The 15680-nt window shown below is 49.6% G+C and carries 14 protein-coding genes; 8 read left to right on the top strand and 6 right to left on the bottom strand.

Going from position 1 to position 15680, the window contains the following annotated elements:
* Positions 1–305: 305 nt before the first annotated feature.
* The 3 genes from ydgH to folM all read left to right on the top strand — a co-directional run bounded on the left by ydgH (position 306) and on the right by folM (position 3576).
* Positions 306–1250, top strand: coding sequence for a DUF1471 family protein YdgH (gene ydgH / locus FDX01_RS15550; RefSeq protein WP_096757111.1), 945 nt, complete (start codon positions 306–308; stop codon positions 1248–1250).
* Between the two features lie 186 nt (positions 1251–1436).
* Positions 1437–2819: an amino acid permease gene (locus FDX01_RS15545; protein WP_096757112.1), complete on the top strand. Its 1383-nt coding sequence runs from the start codon at positions 1437–1439 to the stop codon at positions 2817–2819.
* A gap of 37 nt (positions 2820–2856) precedes the next feature.
* Positions 2857–3576 carry a dihydromonapterin reductase gene (gene folM, locus FDX01_RS15540; protein WP_096757113.1) on the top strand — a complete coding sequence of 240 codons (720 nt, stop codon included), beginning with the start codon at positions 2857–2859 and terminating at the stop codon, positions 3574–3576.
* Here the strand turns inward: folM and FDX01_RS15535 are convergent.
* Positions 3573–3908: a GlpM family protein gene (locus FDX01_RS15535; RefSeq protein ID WP_096757114.1), complete on the bottom strand. Its 336-nt coding sequence runs from the start codon at positions 3906–3908 to the stop codon at positions 3573–3575. The two genes, folM and FDX01_RS15535, sit on opposite strands and share 4 nt — an antisense overlap.
* Positions 3909–4025: 117 nt before the next feature.
* Here FDX01_RS15535 and rstA point away from each other — a divergent pair, with 117 nt between their 5' ends.
* Together rstA and FDX01_RS15525 are read left to right on the top strand one after the other, a co-directional pair.
* A complete protein-coding gene (rstA, locus tag FDX01_RS15530; protein ID WP_096757115.1) occupies positions 4026–4769 on the top strand; it encodes a two-component system response regulator RstA in 744 nt (247 codons plus the stop codon).
* 242 nt (positions 4770–5011) lie between these two features.
* On the top strand, positions 5012–6364 hold the full coding sequence (locus FDX01_RS15525) for an L-cystine transporter (protein WP_115258545.1): 1353 nt from the start codon (positions 5012–5014) through the stop codon (positions 6362–6364).
* 57 nt (positions 6365–6421) lie between these two features.
* On the opposite strand, the gene FDX01_RS15520 is transcribed toward FDX01_RS15525, so the two are convergent.
* The 5 genes from FDX01_RS15520 to FDX01_RS15500 form a co-directional block, all read right to left on the bottom strand.
* Positions 6422–7450, bottom strand: a complete 1029-nt coding sequence (locus FDX01_RS15520) for a HoxN/HupN/NixA family nickel/cobalt transporter (RefSeq protein WP_137400096.1) — start codon at positions 7448–7450, stop codon at positions 6422–6424.
* A 121-nt stretch (positions 7451–7571) separates the two neighbouring features.
* Complete coding sequence (locus FDX01_RS15515) at positions 7572–8402, bottom strand: aminoglycoside phosphotransferase family protein (protein WP_137400095.1); 831 nt, start codon at positions 8400–8402, stop codon at positions 7572–7574.
* Positions 8403–8698: 296 nt separating this feature from the next.
* Positions 8699–9307, bottom strand: a complete 609-nt coding sequence (locus FDX01_RS15510) for a hypothetical protein (protein ID WP_137400094.1) — start codon at positions 9305–9307, stop codon at positions 8699–8701.
* A 57-nt stretch (positions 9308–9364) separates the two neighbouring features.
* Positions 9365–12118, bottom strand: coding sequence for an autotransporter outer membrane beta-barrel domain-containing protein (locus tag FDX01_RS15505; RefSeq protein WP_137400093.1), 2754 nt, complete (start codon positions 12116–12118; stop codon positions 9365–9367).
* Between the two features lie 65 nt (positions 12119–12183).
* On the bottom strand, positions 12184–12864 hold the full coding sequence (locus FDX01_RS15500; protein WP_137400092.1) for an EAL domain-containing protein: 681 nt from the start codon (positions 12862–12864) through the stop codon (positions 12184–12186).
* Positions 12865–13110: 246 nt separating this feature from the next.
* Here FDX01_RS15500 and FDX01_RS15495 point away from each other — a divergent pair, with 246 nt between their 5' ends.
* From FDX01_RS15495 to rstB, 3 genes are all read left to right on the top strand, one after another.
* Positions 13111–13830: a winged helix-turn-helix domain-containing protein gene (locus tag FDX01_RS15495; RefSeq protein WP_170974782.1), complete on the top strand. Its 720-nt coding sequence runs from the start codon at positions 13111–13113 to the stop codon at positions 13828–13830.
* Complete coding sequence (locus tag FDX01_RS15490) at positions 13830–14309, top strand: hypothetical protein (protein ID WP_137400090.1); 480 nt, start codon at positions 13830–13832, stop codon at positions 14307–14309. The genes FDX01_RS15495 and FDX01_RS15490 overlap by 1 nt, the downstream gene beginning before the upstream one ends.
* A gap of 247 nt (positions 14310–14556) precedes the next feature.
* The coding region (gene rstB / locus FDX01_RS15485; RefSeq protein ID WP_249360995.1) for a two-component system sensor histidine kinase RstB at positions 14557–15680 on the top strand (1124 nt) is incomplete at its 3' end.

The raw sequence follows: 15680 nt of genomic DNA, 5'->3' as shown, positions 1-15680 counted from the left end.
CCTTGAAATAGCCCGCAAAGGCCGATAAATCGCTCAAGCCAAGCGGCAAAACATGATTAAGCGCCACCACGGAACAATTGATTAACATTAAATTAACTTATGAAATTCAACCGATTTATCAGTTTTAGCGCTGAAATGCCGAATTTTTAGACATATCACTAAATGTTATCGATGTTGTTACGACGGCTGGCACGATGAGTGAAAAATGACGCAGACACTGACACAATTTAAATGCAATAATCAGCCACGTTTCTAGTCAATAACAATACCAGTACCTGGTTTGCGCAAGGCGAAGGATTATTTTTATGAAGCTTAAGAACACTCTCCTGGCGTCCGCACTTCTTTCTGCGACTGCTTTTTCTGTAAATGCAGCGACAGAATTGACGCCGGAGCAAGCGGCTGCCCTGAAACCCTATGACCGCATTGTGGTGACCGGCCGTTTTAATGCTATCGGTGATGCGGTTGCCGCCGTATCCCGCCGTGCAGATAAAGACGGTGCAGCCTCCTTTTACGTTGTTGATACCTCAGATTTTGGCAGCGGCGGTAACTGGCGTGTTGTTGCCGACGTCTATAAAGCCGACGCAGAAAAAGCGGAAGCTAACAAAAATCGCGTCATCAACGGTGTTGTAGAATTACCCAAAGATCAGGCCGTGTTGCTGGAACCGTACGATACCGTCACGGTGCAGGGTTTCTACCGCAGCCAGCCTGAAGTCAACGACGCCATCACCAAAGCGGCGAGAGAGAAAGGGGCTTACTCTTTCTATATTGTCCGTCAGGTCGATGCTAACCAGGGTGGCAACCAGCGTATTACCGCATTTGTCTATAAAGCCGATGCGAAAAAACGTGTTGTACAAAGCCCTGACGCCATCCCAGCTGATTCTGATGCCGGACGTGCAGCATTAGCAGCCGGTGGCGAAGCCGCGAAGAAAGTTGAGATCCCGGGCGTAGCTACCACCGCATCTCCGAGTGCAGAAGTGGGTCGTTTCTTCGAAACGCAGTCAACCAAAGGTGGACGTTACACTGTCACGCTTCCGGATGGTACGAAAGTAGAAGAACTGAACAAAGCAACCGCCGCCATGATGGTGCCGTTTGACAGCATCAAGTTCACCGGTAACTACGGCAACATGACTGAAGTTTCTTATCAGGTTGCTAAACGGGCCGCGAAAAAAGGCGCCAAGTACTACCACATTACCCGTCAGTGGCAGGAACGTGGTAACAACGTGACCATCAGTGCCGATCTGTATAAATAACGGTCACGAGTAACAATATAAGGCGGCTTTTTGCCGCCTTTCGCATTTTTAGTCACAAATCTCCCCATGCCCATTGCATGCGCTCCCTTCTCTCCGTAAAATTCCGCGCCTTAGTGGCTTCCTCCATTTTTATGCGGTTTGCCAAAATAATTATTCTCTCACTCTCGTTTTTGTCACTGGATACAAATGGAAAAGAAATTGGGTCTGAGCGCACTGACCGCGCTGGTTTTAAGCTCAATGCTCGGCGCGGGCGTTTTCAGCCTGCCACAAAATATGGCAGCGGTTGCCAGCCCGGCCGCATTACTGATTGGTTGGGCGATTACCGGCGCGGGAATTCTCCTGCTGGCCTTTGCCATGCTCATCCTGACGCGCATCCGTCCCGATCTGGACGGCGGTATTTTTACCTACGCCCGTGAAGGTTTTGGCGAACTGATTGGTTTCTGCTCGGCATGGGGTTACTGGCTGTGCGCCGTTATCGCCAACGTTTCTTATCTGGTGATCGTTTTTTCCGCACTCAGCTTCTTCACCGATACGCCTGAATTGCGTTTATTTGGCGATGGAAATACCTGGCAGTCTATCGTCGGGGCCTCAGTGCTGCTGTGGGTGGTCCATTTTCTGGTATTACGCGGTGTACAAACCGCCGCCAGCATTAACCTGGTAGCGACACTGGCGAAATTATTGCCGCTGGGTCTGTTTGTCGTGCTGGCCTTTATGCTGTTTAAGCTTGATACCTTTACTCTGGATTTTACCGGTATTGCGCTGGGTGTTCCGGTCTGGGAACAGGTCAAAAACACCATGCTCATCACACTGTGGGTGTTTATCGGGGTAGAAGGCGCGGTCGTAGTGTCAGCACGTGCCCGCAATAAACGCGATGTCGGTCGCGCCACGCTGCTTGCGGTATTGGCCGCGCTGGGTGTTTATCTGTTGGTTACCCTGCTTTCCCTTGGCGTGGTTGCTCGCCCGGAACTGGCTGAAATCCGTAACCCGTCAATGGCCGGACTGATGGTCAAAATGATGGGGCCGTGGGGTGAAATTATTATTGCGGCCGGTCTGATAGTTTCCGTCTGCGGAGCCTATTTAAGCTGGACGATTATGGCAGCCGAAGTGCCGTTTCTGGCATCGACGCACAAAGCGTTCCCGCGCATTTTCGCACGTCAAAATGCGCAAGGTGCACCGTCGTCTTCACTGTGGCTCACCAATATCTGCGTACAGGTGTGTCTGGTGCTGATCTGGCTCACAGGCTCTGACTATAATACGCTGCTGACGATTGCCTCCGAGATGATTCTGGTGCCTTATTTTCTCGTTGGCGCATTTTTGCTGAAAATCGCCACCCGCCCGATTCATCAGGCTGTTGGTGTCGGTGCCTGCATTTATGGCTTATGGTTATTATATGCTTCTGGCCCAATGCACCTGCTGCTGTCTGTGGTGCTGTATGCGCCAGGATTATTGGTCTTTCTTTACGCCAGAAAAACGCACACGCACGATAACGTGCTGAACCGCCAGGAATTGGTTTTGATCGGCCTGCTGCTGGTCGCCGCCGTTCCGGCTACCTGGATGTTGATGGGGTAAACGTCATACCCATCGTTTGATGTTAATGGAGATTACGATGGGTAAAAAGCCCCTGCCAATACTTATCACCGGCGCAGGCCGTCGCATCGGCCTCGCAATTGCATGGCATTTTTTGAATCAAAAACAGCCGGTAATTATCAGCTATCGTACGCATTATCCATCGATTGATGGTCTGCAAGAAGCCGGCGCGGTGTGCATTCAGGCCGATTTTTCGACCGATGCCGGCGTGCTGGCCTTCGCTGATGACGTAAAAAACCGAACGGATGGATTACGCGCCATCGTGCACAATGCCAGCGCCTGGGTTGCAGAAAAACCCGGTAAACCGCTGTCTGACGTGTTGTCCAGCATGATGCAGATCCATGTCAACACACCCTACCTGCTCAACCACGCGCTGGAGGGCCTGCTGCGCGGTCACGGCCACGCCGCCGGCGACATCATCCATTTTACAGATTACGTCGTCGAGCGCGGCAGCGACAAACATATCGCGTATGCCGCCAGCAAGGCTGCACTGGACAACATGACCCGCTCATTCGCGCGTAAACTGGCACCAGAAGTCAAAGTGAACGCCATCGCCCCATCGCTTATTCTGTTTAACGAAGATGACGACGCCGAATATCGTCAGCAGGCTCTGAACAAGTCACTGATGAAAACCGCGCCCGGCGAGAAAGAGGTCATTGAGTTAATCGATTATCTGTTGACCAGCTGTTTTGTCACCGGGCGTAGTTTTGCCCTGGATGGCGGTCGCCACCTGCGTTAGTGCAGTTTTACCCAACAAATAATCAGCAACCACGCGCTCAGGCCCCAGCAGACTACCGCCCCGCCGAGCGCGACGGGCAGGCGCATAAACCCGGTGAAGTACCACAGTGAAACAAGGTAGACAAAATAGGGAATAATTGACCACATACTGAAGACAATTGTGGTGCGTAACGCTTCAATACCGCGCTCGCTGGCCACAATATAGTGAGCGATCAGCGCAAATGTCGGGAACAGCGGAATTAATCCGGCAATATAGTAATTCTTTGTTTTAGCCAGCACGCCAATCAACACCACCACCAGCGCACCCAGCGCCGCTTTTATAAGTAACCCCATCACTTTGCCTTAACACATCAATAACATCAGCCCCTAGCATAACGGAAGCGTTCTCGTTTAGAAAAGATTAATGGAAGGAAAAACAGGGGCGGTGTATGTTGGCACTTTATAATCAAAATGAATGATATGAACACCATCGTATTTGTTGAAGATGATCCTGAAGTCGGTTCGCTGATTGCCGCCTACCTGGCCCGGCATGATATCGAGGTCATCCTTGAACCGCGCGGCGATGTAGCCGAAGAGAAGGTCCTGCAGGTTCAACCCGACCTGGTGTTGTTAGACATTATGCTGCCTGGTAAAGACGGAATGACCATCTGTCGTGATTTGCGCGGGCGCTGGCAGGGTCCAATTGTTCTGCTGACGTCTCTCGACAGCGATATGAACCATATACTGGCGCTCGAAATGGGAGCCTGTGACTACATTCTGAAAACGACGCCGCCGGCGGTGCTGCTGGCCCGCCTGCGCCTGCATTTACGCCAGAACGAACATTCGACGCAGTCAAAAGGTATTCAGGCGGCCACCCTTACGCCGCATACCATACTGCGCTTTGGTACGCTAACTATCGATCCAACCAATCGTTCCGTGCTACTTGCTGGTGACCCCGTTTCGCTGTCTACCGCCGATTTCGAACTACTGTGGGAGCTGGCAACCCATGCGGGACACATTATGGATCGCGATGCGTTGCTGAAAAATCTGCGCGGTGTAAGTTATGACGGGATGGATCGCAGCGTTGATGTGGCGATTTCCAGACTGCGCAAAAAACTGCTGGATAACGCCACAGAGCCGTACCGCATCAAGACCATCCGTAATAAAGGCTATTTGTTTGCCCCGCACGCCTGGGATGATGAACCACGCAAATAACCCCGCCAGGCTGGTTTTAACCCAGCCAAATTCGCCATTTAACGTTACACTGTCACGCAAATCGTCTACAGGATAAGCATAAAGACCTCGTCTCGGTCTGAACCACACTTTTTGTGTGGCTGTCAGTGGTCCCCCTCCCTATAATCCGTCCCGGTCCTGAGCCACTATGGCTCAGCGTTTTATTTCAAAAATACACTCTCTTTCCGGCATTTCAGGTGCTGAATGAGGCAAGAGGCTACATTATGTTCGTTACTCTCGCGTATATCGCGTTATTTTTGGTTTGTTCATGGGCTGTATTCAGAATCGACCAAAAAAGTCACTCCCTGTCCAAAAGCGTCTTCATTGCCATTTTTATCGGTGCCGTTATTGGCTTATCCCTGCATTTTATTGCAGCCGACAACAGCAAAACAATTATCGACTGGTATAACGTCATCGGTAACGGTTATGTCAATTTACTCAAACTGGTTGCGGTTCCGCTAATCTTTATCTCTATCCTGTCGGCGATTAATAAGCTCGAAAACAGCGCCGGAATTGGCAAAATGTCACTCACTATCGTAGGGAGCATGCTCTGCCTGGTGATGATCGCCGGATTTGTTGGCCTGCTCACCGCCCACGTTTTAGGTCTGGATGCGAGCGCGTTTGGCCATATGCAGTCAACATTGACGGCTGAGGATGTGAGTAAAACAGCCGCAGTTTCACTGCCTAAGCTAGTCACCTCGCTGATCCCCACCAATATCTTCCTCGATCTTACCGGGGCCAGAAGCGTTTCTGTTATTGGTATTGTGATTTTCACTCTGCTTGCCGGGGTAGCATTATTAAAAGTAAAACAAGATGCACCGCAAGAAGGTGAAAAATTAAGCGCGGGCATTAACGCCATCCAGATTTGGGTGATGAAAATGGTGCGCATCGTTATTGCCCTCACCCCCTACGGCGTGATGGCATTAATGGCTGGCGTATTTTCCGCTTATCGGTTTGAACAATTTGCCAGTTTGTTAGGCTTTATTGCCGCCTGCTACATTGCCGTGCTGATGATGTTTATCGTGCATGCGCTAATTTTGCTGCTTAGCGGAAACAATCCTGTGCGCTATTTTAAAACCGTGTGGCCGGTTTTAACCTTTGCGTTTGTTTCGCGCAGCAGCGCTGCCTCTATTCCACTGGCCATTACCGCGCAGGAAAAATTTGGCGTACAAAATACCATTGCCAATATCGCGGCTTCATTTGGCTCCAGCATGGGTCAGAATGGCTGTGCCGGGATTTACCCTGCGATTATGGTAGCAATGATTGCACCGACAATGGGCATCGATCCGCTGTCGGTACATTTTCTGCTCGCGATGCTACCGGCGATTGCGCTGGGATCGATTGGGGTGGCGGGCGTCGGTGGTGGTGGGACGTTTGCCGCACTGATTGTGCTTTCCACGCTGAATTTTCCGGTCGCGCTGGTGGGGATTTTTATTGCTATTGAGCCGATTGTCGATATGGCGAGGACTGCATTAAACGTCAACGGCTCGATGATGTCGGGCGTGCTGGCTAACCGAATTTTGCGTAAAGAAACGTCCGCGCAGCAACCGTCCACATCGCTCAGCAACGCTGAATAACCGTTCAGAGCAGTGCCAGATAATAGCCTTCCCGCTGACAGGAAGGCTTTATTTAGGTTAGCTGAGCATCAACCTGTCATAGTTTTTCCAGCGATAATTCAGCGCGGAGAGGATCCAGCAACCGAGAAATACAGCAATAATCATAAAACCAACATTACCCATGTGGTCACTCATATTGCTTACCGTATCCCACATTCCGCCCTGAAGTGAAAACGCATCGGACAGTAATCCTAACGCTTCCAGCCCGCCAATAAATACCGCCACCATCACCGAGGTTCCGGTGATGGTCATATTGTAATACAGCTTTCGCTGCGGCTTATTAAAGGCCCAGCCATAGGCCTCGACCATCAGAATACTGTCGAGGCAATCAATTAACGCCATGCCACAGGTAAACAATGCCGGAAACACCAGAATGGACCAGATGGACATCCCACTGGAAGCACCTGAAGCAGAAATGCCTAACAGCGAAATTTCTGTGGCAGTATCAAAACCCAGCCCAAACAAAAAGCCGACAAAATACATATGCCAGTCTTTCCCCACCAGCCTAAAGGCCGAGCGGAAGAGCCAACTCAGAGGCCCTGAAATCGTGATTTCTTCCGCGGTTCCGTAATAGGTGCCCGTACGTTTTAAATGACGGAATGCCTTCCATACCTGGCAGAAGATAATCAGATTGATGGTCGCCAGAATCAGCAAGAACGCTGCAGAAACGGCCGTACCGATCACGCCCCCAACATTCTGCAACCATGCCATATGATGTTTAAACACGCTGGTAGTGAGGGCAATGCCAATACTTGCCAGTACCACAATGGTGGAATGTCCGAGAGAAAACCATGCCCCGGTGGTCAATGCGCGCTTTTTTTGCTGCATCAGTTTGCGGGTTGCGCTGTCGATGGCGGCGATATGATCGGCATCCACGGCGTGGCGTAAACCGTAGCACCATGCGACCAGGCTCAGCGCCAGAAGCGAGGTATGATGACTAAACACCGTGAAAGCCCACAGCCACGCCACAATGTTTGCCCCGACCAAAATCGCCACCAGCAGCATAATGTCCGGACGTTTTTTGCACACTGAAAACAACGTGTTCATTGTTTTCGGCCCATTAACTTATTCATAAGAGACACAACCTAACCCGCCATTTACTGATTGGTAATCTAAATATTTATCAGCCTAATGATAACGGTTTAAAATTGCTGACGCGTGTCGTAGATCAAAGTTGCAGAGACCCTGAGTCCAGTTCAGCAAACGCGAGATCCGCCACCCGCAGGGTTATTGCCGCAGTATCCCCGTCTTGCAGAAACCAGGCGGATGAAAGCCCACACCATGCCGCGATCCACAGAAGAAGACGCTCGCGTTTAAGTCCGGCAGCCTCTGAAACGATGTTGACGCGCTGGGTGAACCTCGATGGATCAATGGCGATGCCAATACCAGGATCGGCAAGATCGGGATTGGTGAAAATATTGGCGTAATCAAACCCACGCTCACCCAACAACCCTTTCGGATCGATAGCCAGCCATCCAGACTCTGCAAAATCAAGCACATTTCCGTGGTGTAAATCACCGTGCAGCACCACGACATCTTGCGCAGTGGAGAAAAGCATATTGGCTGCCTGCGCGCAACGAAGCATGATCCCACCAAAACGTTGCGCTGTCGGCTCAAGATCGCGAAACCAGTGTTCAAGCGGCGTGAGCAGCGGTGTTGAGGTATCTGCCGCAACATGGAGTCGACGGGCAGTTTGGCAAATGATGCGGCAGGCTCGCGCATCCTGGTCTTCCCGGGACATATCCGTCAGCGATTGTGTCCCTGTGGCACGTTCTAACAGAATCGCCCCATTTTCATGAGCCAGCACCCTCGCCGCCCCTTTCCCGTTCCACCAGGTCATCAACTGACAACCGATTCGCTCACTGTCATCATCCGTGAGTTTAAGAATGGCTTTCTTGCCACCGTGAATTGTTGTCACGGGTAGCAGATACGATGTATGAGTCACGATGGGAGCACCATCAGGGATGAGTTTCCAGCGGCTTAACCAGGTACTGAACATATGCTTTCCAAAGTAATACCACCCTCTTCAGCCTGAGTGAATCGCTGGTGGAACATTAGCGAGATTTTTACCGCATTATAACGATGACGGGTCAGGGCGACACCTACATCTATACAGAATTTTATGCTAGGTTGAAAAATACAGCCCTCGAGAAAAAGGCAAACGCCAGCTTCAAAAACAGATCGTTTATGCTGCTTTTTCGATAGGTACACGGTAAAGTACAGAATAAAATAAAATCACATCATTGATAAAAGCAGGGAGCGCTCAATTCTCGTCCCCTGCACTTTTTTTACCCCTCAGTACTCTGTTAAGACGAGACTGTTGACCTGGCCCAACTGCCGCCGAACCGAAAGTCGAACATGCTCGTTAATCCTCTCCTGCACATAATCAGGCCGAAATTCAAGACGCAAAAAAAGCTGCGTCTGAAGCCGGTTAAGCATATTCATCTTCTTCACCAGCGTGTCGACTCGATGATAAAACAGCTTAGGTCTGGTACCAATTTGCCCGGCTGCGCTTTTCATTGAATCGTTGAGCAACAGGCTATGTACAGTGGTCATGTCCTTGTATGTCAGGTTTGCCATGGTTTTGAGATCAATAAGTAACGCTATTGCCATGCCATAAGATACCCCAGGACAATGACGTAATTTTTCGTAGTAGCCTCGCAGAGTGGCTTTCGAGTCTACGGAGACCAGCGACGCCAGAGCACAAGAGAAGCTCCCGCGATTACCGATAAAAATAAACCTGGCGCTGGTCTCATTGCGACTGACAATGCGAATAAGCTCCGTCAATGAAGGAAAAGAGGCCAGATCAATAATGCAGGTATCAACGCTGTGATCACTGATTCCTTCCAGCCGTTCCAGCGCAAGCCGTAAGTAGCAATTTCGTGTTTCTATTCGATATGTCACTTTTATATACCCTCTGAATGAGGGGGAAGAACACTCCCCCTGCGCAGATCTTCGGGGTTAGAAACTAATACTGATCCCTGCGACTCCCTGAATCGGTTCCTCTATGTAGCGGCTTTGACGGTAGTTAAATTCACCATACAGCGTCACATCTTTAGCCGGGCTAACGGTCATGCCAGCGGCATATTTTCCAGACGTCCCATTCTGGTTATTCTTAAAAGAATTACCCTGGTTAATCACCGCTTCGTTCGAGTGCGCTAACTCCTGTTCGACGCTGATGCTCAGGTACGGGCGAAGAGCAGTATGACCCGCGCTAAAATCCATTCCGAAACGGCTACCTGCTTCAGCCGTTAAGGAACGCGCCTTACCCGTATTCGCCTTCATATCATTATTCAGCGTGACGTTTGCATCGTTGATATAAGTACCGGTCATACGCATAAACGGCTCAACGCGAACAGACGCCATCGACATGAAGGTATATCCCGCTTCCAAGGCACTGCTTAAGCCATACTGATGCCATTCACCCGACGTTGTTCCACCGTTGGTCATGCGCGCGTTCAGTTTGCTCTCCAGTCGGTTGGCTTTCATTACACCATCCAGATAGAAGCCGCTTTTGTCATACCATGTACCGTATGCCCCAAGACCATAGCTGTCGACCGTGCTGGTGCCCCCTCGAGCATGCTTAACATTGTTGCTGGTCAGGGAGACAACGCCACCAGTAACGAGGCTGCCATTTTCAAAGACGCTCACCACGTCGCTGCCGAACTCCATTCCATTCTGGTACAGCTTATAGGCTGCGCCATTACTGGTTTCAGTGGCACTCTTTTTGCCAAGATAATGCCCCCACACGCTACCTTCACCGTGCGAGACACTCTGACTGCGGCCATGGCGGTATGTGCGCAGGCCATCCATTTCTCCACGCATAATGTTCAGACCTGCGTTTGCCAGACTCAGTACAGCGTCCGTCGATGGGGTAACCGCCAGATTGCCGCCGCCATTGCCGCCAGTATTACCATCGCCGCCATCACCACCATCGCCGCCATCTCCGCCGCCGTTTTCATCGGTCATCGCGCCGAGATACCAAACGTTGCCTGCCATGGCGTCTTTTCCGGCCTCCTGCTTTAGCACGTACATATAAGTACCGCCGTCTACCGCACGCGAGCTTTCACCGACTGCCGTTTGCAGGGTGAAATCGATATTACCACCCTGGTCATTAATCAGGTTGAGCGTGAGGTTGGTGTGATCGGTAATTTCTTTACCAGAATCCGCGACGACTAACCCGAAACTACCGTTGCCCTTTTCAATGGTGACAAAGTTTGCCGCGCTATCGGCAAGGGAAGTATTCAGTTGGAAAAGCCCCGTACCGTTGAGCTCACCGATCTGCAACGCCGAGTACCGTTCCTTATCGGTAGAATGAAACGCAACCGTGCCTTCATTCATGGTCAATTGGTCAATACGAGCAGCGATTGAGATGTCGTTCTCCCCAGGAACCCAGACGGTCAAGGAGCCTTTATTGAGCGTGACGTCAGTTGCATTCGATCCCGCCATCATCAACATACGACCGGTATTCTCAATTTGAGTTTTACCCACAGCCTCAGCCCCGACATTCAGTGCAAAAAGACCACCTTGAACGTTGGTGTCTTTCGCTATGCCGCCGTCAAGAACTTGCATAAAACCGTCTGTGATTTCATTACGCATCGCAACGCCTGCGACATAACTTTCTCCACCGTTGATAGCGGTATCAGTCACTATTGCACCTTTGCGCACATCCTGCTCCCCGCTATTCAGCAGCGTATTTTGTGCCGTTCCGCCAAGTTGAACAATCTGCAAGCCACCATTAATCGTTGTGTTCTGCACGATACCGCCGTCTTCAACATTTTGTGCGCCGCTAGTGAGGATGGTATTCCGTGCTGTACCGAAAACATTCTGCGTGCCGCCATTTACTGTCGTGCCAACGGCTAAACCATCCAGCCTAATAAACTGCGTCGTATATTTATCGTTTAAGGTGGCGTTAGACGCTTCGCTATTCGCCCCAACGATTTGAGTCGCATTGTCATTGAGCACGGAACCGTCAGAAATGCCACCATTGACGATAGTTTCAGATGCGCTAGCGAATAGCTGATTATTATTGTTATTTCCCTGAACACGGATGGTGCCGTTAGAAGAGACCGTATCATTTGCCGTTCCCCCTGCGCTAATTTCGATTTCACCGCCAGTCTGAACAGTATTCATGAGCATTCCGCCCTGCTCGACGTAAATCTGTCCATCATTGAGCTGGGAATCTGACGCCACACCACCGTCAACATACAGTTTTCCACCGTTGATAACAGTGTTGAAGGCATTCCCTCCTGCCATAACCGACTGAAGTCCCCTTGCAACAAGCACCGTACCGTTTGCTACACCACCATCATTTACGTGTTGCCCACTGAATACCGACAATCCCCCCCCACCAACCGTGGCATTATTCGCAACACCACCGTTTTCAATATACTGCTGCCCTGCAGTGGTAACTTGGGTATTATTAGCCACACCTGATACATTTTGCTCACCGTTATTTTCTAACGTTGCATTTTCAGAAATACCACCTGCATGTACATTTTCTTTACCCCCTCTATCAACTGACGTCCCCTGAGATGTTCCACCATCAAGAATATTTAAAGTCCCACCTGATTTAACAGTCACATCCTCAACCACTTCTCCATCATTCACATCAATGATATTACCAGACGTCACGTCAGTGGCCTGTGCCAGCGGCGTAAAAGCCAGTGCTGAAGCGATCAATAAAGAAAGCGGATTCATTTTACAATGAAGCATTGTTATAACCTTTTCAGTTAAAAATTGAAATACTGCATTTAAAACAGCATGAAATTAAAAAAGCATCAATTTGCAATTAGGTTCTCTTCTTTCCAGAAGTAGCCTTGAGCAATATCAGCCCCAGATTGAATACCGGTAATAAGTTCGTTTTCCGATGCCACACCTTCAATCAGCACTGGAATATCTCCCATAACTGTCTTAACGGAGTGAATGATGTTTTTCAGCACAGGGGAGTTAATTTCGCTTTTATCTATTTTAATACCATCAACGTTACCATTATATTCAGGCAAGCTCACCAAATCTGCAAAAGTAAAATCATCCACCCATATTTTTACACCATAAGAACGTAAGTTCCGGAGTTTTTTAAAAAACAAATAGCGGGTTTTATCATCGAGAGACTTGAACGCAGATGCATCAGATATCTCTATACATATAGAGTTAAATGTAGCAATGCGGTCAATGTCCAACTGACTCAGACACATAAATCCATCAATGGATAAATTATAAAAACACTTATCGACAATACTGTCGGTCACGCGATCGACTTGCTGCAGCAATAACTCGACCTGCTGACGACCGGATACACTGGCAAACCATTTTTCAGGATTACGCTCGTAACGTAATTTGCTTAAGACTTCATATCCGACAATACGATTTGCCACTAAATCAATAAGCGGTTCGAGGCGGAAATGTTCAATATCAGCCAGCCACCGGTGAGCCGCGCAAGTTGTGAGGGTACTCATCATCTCTGTGCCCCTGTCCTATTACTGTACGGAACGAGAATGCCGTCCGTTTCGATGAGCACAGTATTCAGATGATTCCGTCTTAAGACAACATTATAATCCACTGTTTTATATATTTATAGCATATATAACTGAATTATAGCTGTTAAATAGATTATAAATCCATATCAAGATTAACATATGACATCTAAGCACAAAGCGGAAATATAGGTCTATCATATAGAAATGCTCTACATAAGGAGACGAGCGATGCTGTATCTCATTGATGACATCGTCATCTATGACGCCCTGAACGGGACTTTGCGACGGAATGACGAAAAAATAGCCGAAGCGACCCATTTGACGACAATTGCAAACAAAATTTTCTCTTATCTGGTTCAACACCATGGTGCGTTAGTGACGCGCAACACGTTGTTTGATGAGATATGGGAGAAAGAAGGTGTTGCCTCTTCATCAAATACGTTAAATCAGTACATCAGTTTGCTCAGAAAAATCTTGTCCGGGTATCTTGGCGATAAGGAAATTATCGTTACCGTCCCGCGCGCAGGATATTATCTGAGCAAAGACATTAGCGTCTCGCAAAAGAACACCGCACATCGGCGAGTGACTCATTGGCCCAAGTATGCCGCCGGAATAATGGCGTTTGCGGTATTAGTAGCAGGCACGTTCCTGTACACCTATCAGCCAGATAAAATAACACCGCGTAAAATTGGTGAACTAGAAGGATGCCCGGTCTACGATATTTCAGGGGTTAAAAGCGAGGTAGCTGATGCCTCGAGCTTTGCCGTTGCAAAAAAAGCTTTGGAAATGAATAATCAGATCTGTACAAAAACAACGGCCTTTTATATTTATGCGCAGGAAGCACTACATCTGCATAAGCCTGCCAGGATTATGTTCACCCGCTGCATTGAGTGGGATGACAATCGAGACACTTGTCAGAATATTTATTACTACACCTGGATCCGCTGATGAAAAAGAGCCCGCTATTCTTATACGGTATTGGTGCGTTACTGCTGATTATTTTTCTGGCTGTGGGTTACTGGTATTCCCGGCATAATCTGGACTTTACCTGCTCATCATCCACGGCATCTTTTTACACTAACAAGGGTAACGTTCCTTTTTTGAATTATACCCAAAGCGTGTCGTTCACCCACAGTGGAAAAGCGTATGTACATATCTCAGGGGACATCCACGATGCCGAAAAAATGTATGCTCTGAACCGCACCATAATATATAGCTATGAGCGAATTGCCCCCAACGAATATCGTATGCAGGTGTTAACGGCATCTTATGCAGGCAGCGACAGCGTACCAGAGGCGATGGAAAAGAAGTATTTGATGCCAATTCTTCCTGGTATCGAACGTATTTTTGGCATTCGTCAGCTGCCAACCGGCGACATGGTTATATCGAACAACTCCGGTCCATTCCTCGTATGCGCCGTTCATTGAGAGGCTTTAGCCAGCGCTCAGGTGTTCGCCGCCATCGCCCGTTCCCGACATGCTGCATTTATTACGGGCCTCATGGGCCATGAGAATGCAGAAAGGGTTCATACAGTGTACTCTGCCGGGATAAGCGCAATTGACGATGGTCAGACTGAATTTCTGAATCTGCTTCTCGGTGGCTACAGCAATCCCCCCGTCAGCCCCGAGTGGCAAAAGCGTATTAGCTAACTTATTGAGCGTCCGGTGATTTGTTATGAAGAAGCTGTTTGTACAGTTTTACCTGTTGCTGTTCGTCTGCTTTCTGGTGATGACTCTGCTGGTCGGTTTGGTATATAAATTCACCGCAGAGCGCGCCGGCAGGCAGTCGCTTGATGATTTAATGAAAAGCTCCTTGTATTTGATGCGCAGTGAGCTTCGCGAGATCCCCCCCCATGAGTGGGGGAAGACGCTGAAAGAGATGGATTTAAACCTCTCGTTTGATCTGCGCGTGGAGCCGCTGAATAAATACCATCTGGATGCCCCTACCCAGCAGCGTCTGCGCGAGGGCGATATTGTGGCACTCGACGACCAGTACACCTTTATTCAGCGTATTCCTCGCAGCCATTATGTCCTTGCCGTCGGCCCGGTTCCCTATCTCTATTTTCTGCATCAAATGCGCTTGCTGGACGTCGCGCTGATGGCGTTCATCGCCATTTCACTGGCCTTCCCGGTGCTTATCTGGATGCGTCCGCACTGGAAGGAGATGTTGAGGCTGGAAGCGGCGGCGCAACGTTTTGGTGAAGGACACCTGAGTGAACGACTACATTTTGACAGCGGTTCCAGTTTTGAGCGGCTCGGCGTGGCGTTTAACCAAATGGCGGACAATATCAATGCGCTCATTGCCAGCAAAAAACAGCTGATTGATGGCATCGCCCATGAGCTGCGCACACCGCTGGTGCGTTTACGCTACCGGCTGGAGATGAGCGATAACCTCAGCGAACAGGAATCCCAGGCGCTGAATCGTGATATTAGCCAGTTGGAAGCGCTCATCGAAGAGTTACTCACCTATGCGCGACTCGACCGGCCACAGAATGAGTTAAACCTCACGGAACCAAACCTACCGGTATGGCTCACCACCCATCTGGACGATGTACAAAGCGTTAATCCTGACCGCACGGTACGCCTGCGCCATCTAACCTCCGGTGATTACGGTGCGCTGGATATGCGCCTGATGGAGCGCGTCCTGGATAATTTACTCAACAACGCCCTGCGCTACTGCCAGTCTACGGTTCACGCCTGTCTGCTGCTTCAGGGTAATCAAGCGATGCTGATCGTCGAAGACGATGGCCCCGGCATTCCACCTGACGCCCGTGCGCAAGTTTTTGAACCGTTTGTTCG

The sequence above is a fragment of the Citrobacter sp. wls613 genome (assembly GCF_005281195.1).
In the GTDB taxonomy this organism is placed as follows: Bacteria; Pseudomonadota; Gammaproteobacteria; order Enterobacterales; family Enterobacteriaceae; genus Citrobacter; species Citrobacter gillenii.
Note: the sequence above shows the minus strand (reverse complement) of the source record. Positions and strands in the feature narration are given on the sequence as shown.

What these genes read in the sequence shown, in the direction of transcription:
- ydgH (WP_096757111.1), top strand. Translation starts at nt 306, where the DNA reads ATGAAGCTTAAGAACACTCTCCTGGCGTCCGCACTTCTTTCTGCGACT.
- rstA (WP_096757115.1), top strand. Translation starts at nt 4,026, where the DNA reads ATGAATGATATGAACACCATCGTATTTGTTGAAGATGATCCTGAAGTC.
- FDX01_RS15535 (WP_096757114.1), bottom strand. Translation starts at nt 3,908, where the DNA reads ATGGGGTTACTTATAAAAGCGGCGCTGGGTGCGCTGGTGGTGGTGTTG.
- FDX01_RS15490 (WP_137400090.1), top strand. Translation starts at nt 13,830, where the DNA reads ATGAAAAAGAGCCCGCTATTCTTATACGGTATTGGTGCGTTACTGCTG.
- folM (WP_096757113.1), top strand. Translation starts at nt 2,857, where the DNA reads ATGGGTAAAAAGCCCCTGCCAATACTTATCACCGGCGCAGGCCGTCGC.
- FDX01_RS15515 (WP_137400095.1), bottom strand. Translation starts at nt 8,402, where the DNA reads ATGTTCAGTACCTGGTTAAGCCGCTGGAAACTCATCCCTGATGGTGCT.
- FDX01_RS15505 (WP_137400093.1), bottom strand. Translation starts at nt 12,118, where the DNA reads ATGCTTCATTGTAAAATGAATCCGCTTTCTTTATTGATCGCTTCAGCA.
- FDX01_RS15545 (WP_096757112.1), top strand. Translation starts at nt 1,437, where the DNA reads ATGGAAAAGAAATTGGGTCTGAGCGCACTGACCGCGCTGGTTTTAAGC.
- FDX01_RS15495 (WP_170974782.1), top strand. Translation starts at nt 13,111, where the DNA reads ATGCTGTATCTCATTGATGACATCGTCATCTATGACGCCCTGAACGGG.
- FDX01_RS15500 (WP_137400092.1), bottom strand. Translation starts at nt 12,864, where the DNA reads ATGATGAGTACCCTCACAACTTGCGCGGCTCACCGGTGGCTGGCTGAT.
- FDX01_RS15525 (WP_115258545.1), top strand. Translation starts at nt 5,012, where the DNA reads ATGTTCGTTACTCTCGCGTATATCGCGTTATTTTTGGTTTGTTCATGG.
- FDX01_RS15520 (WP_137400096.1), bottom strand. Translation starts at nt 7,450, where the DNA reads ATGAACACGTTGTTTTCAGTGTGCAAAAAACGTCCGGACATTATGCTG.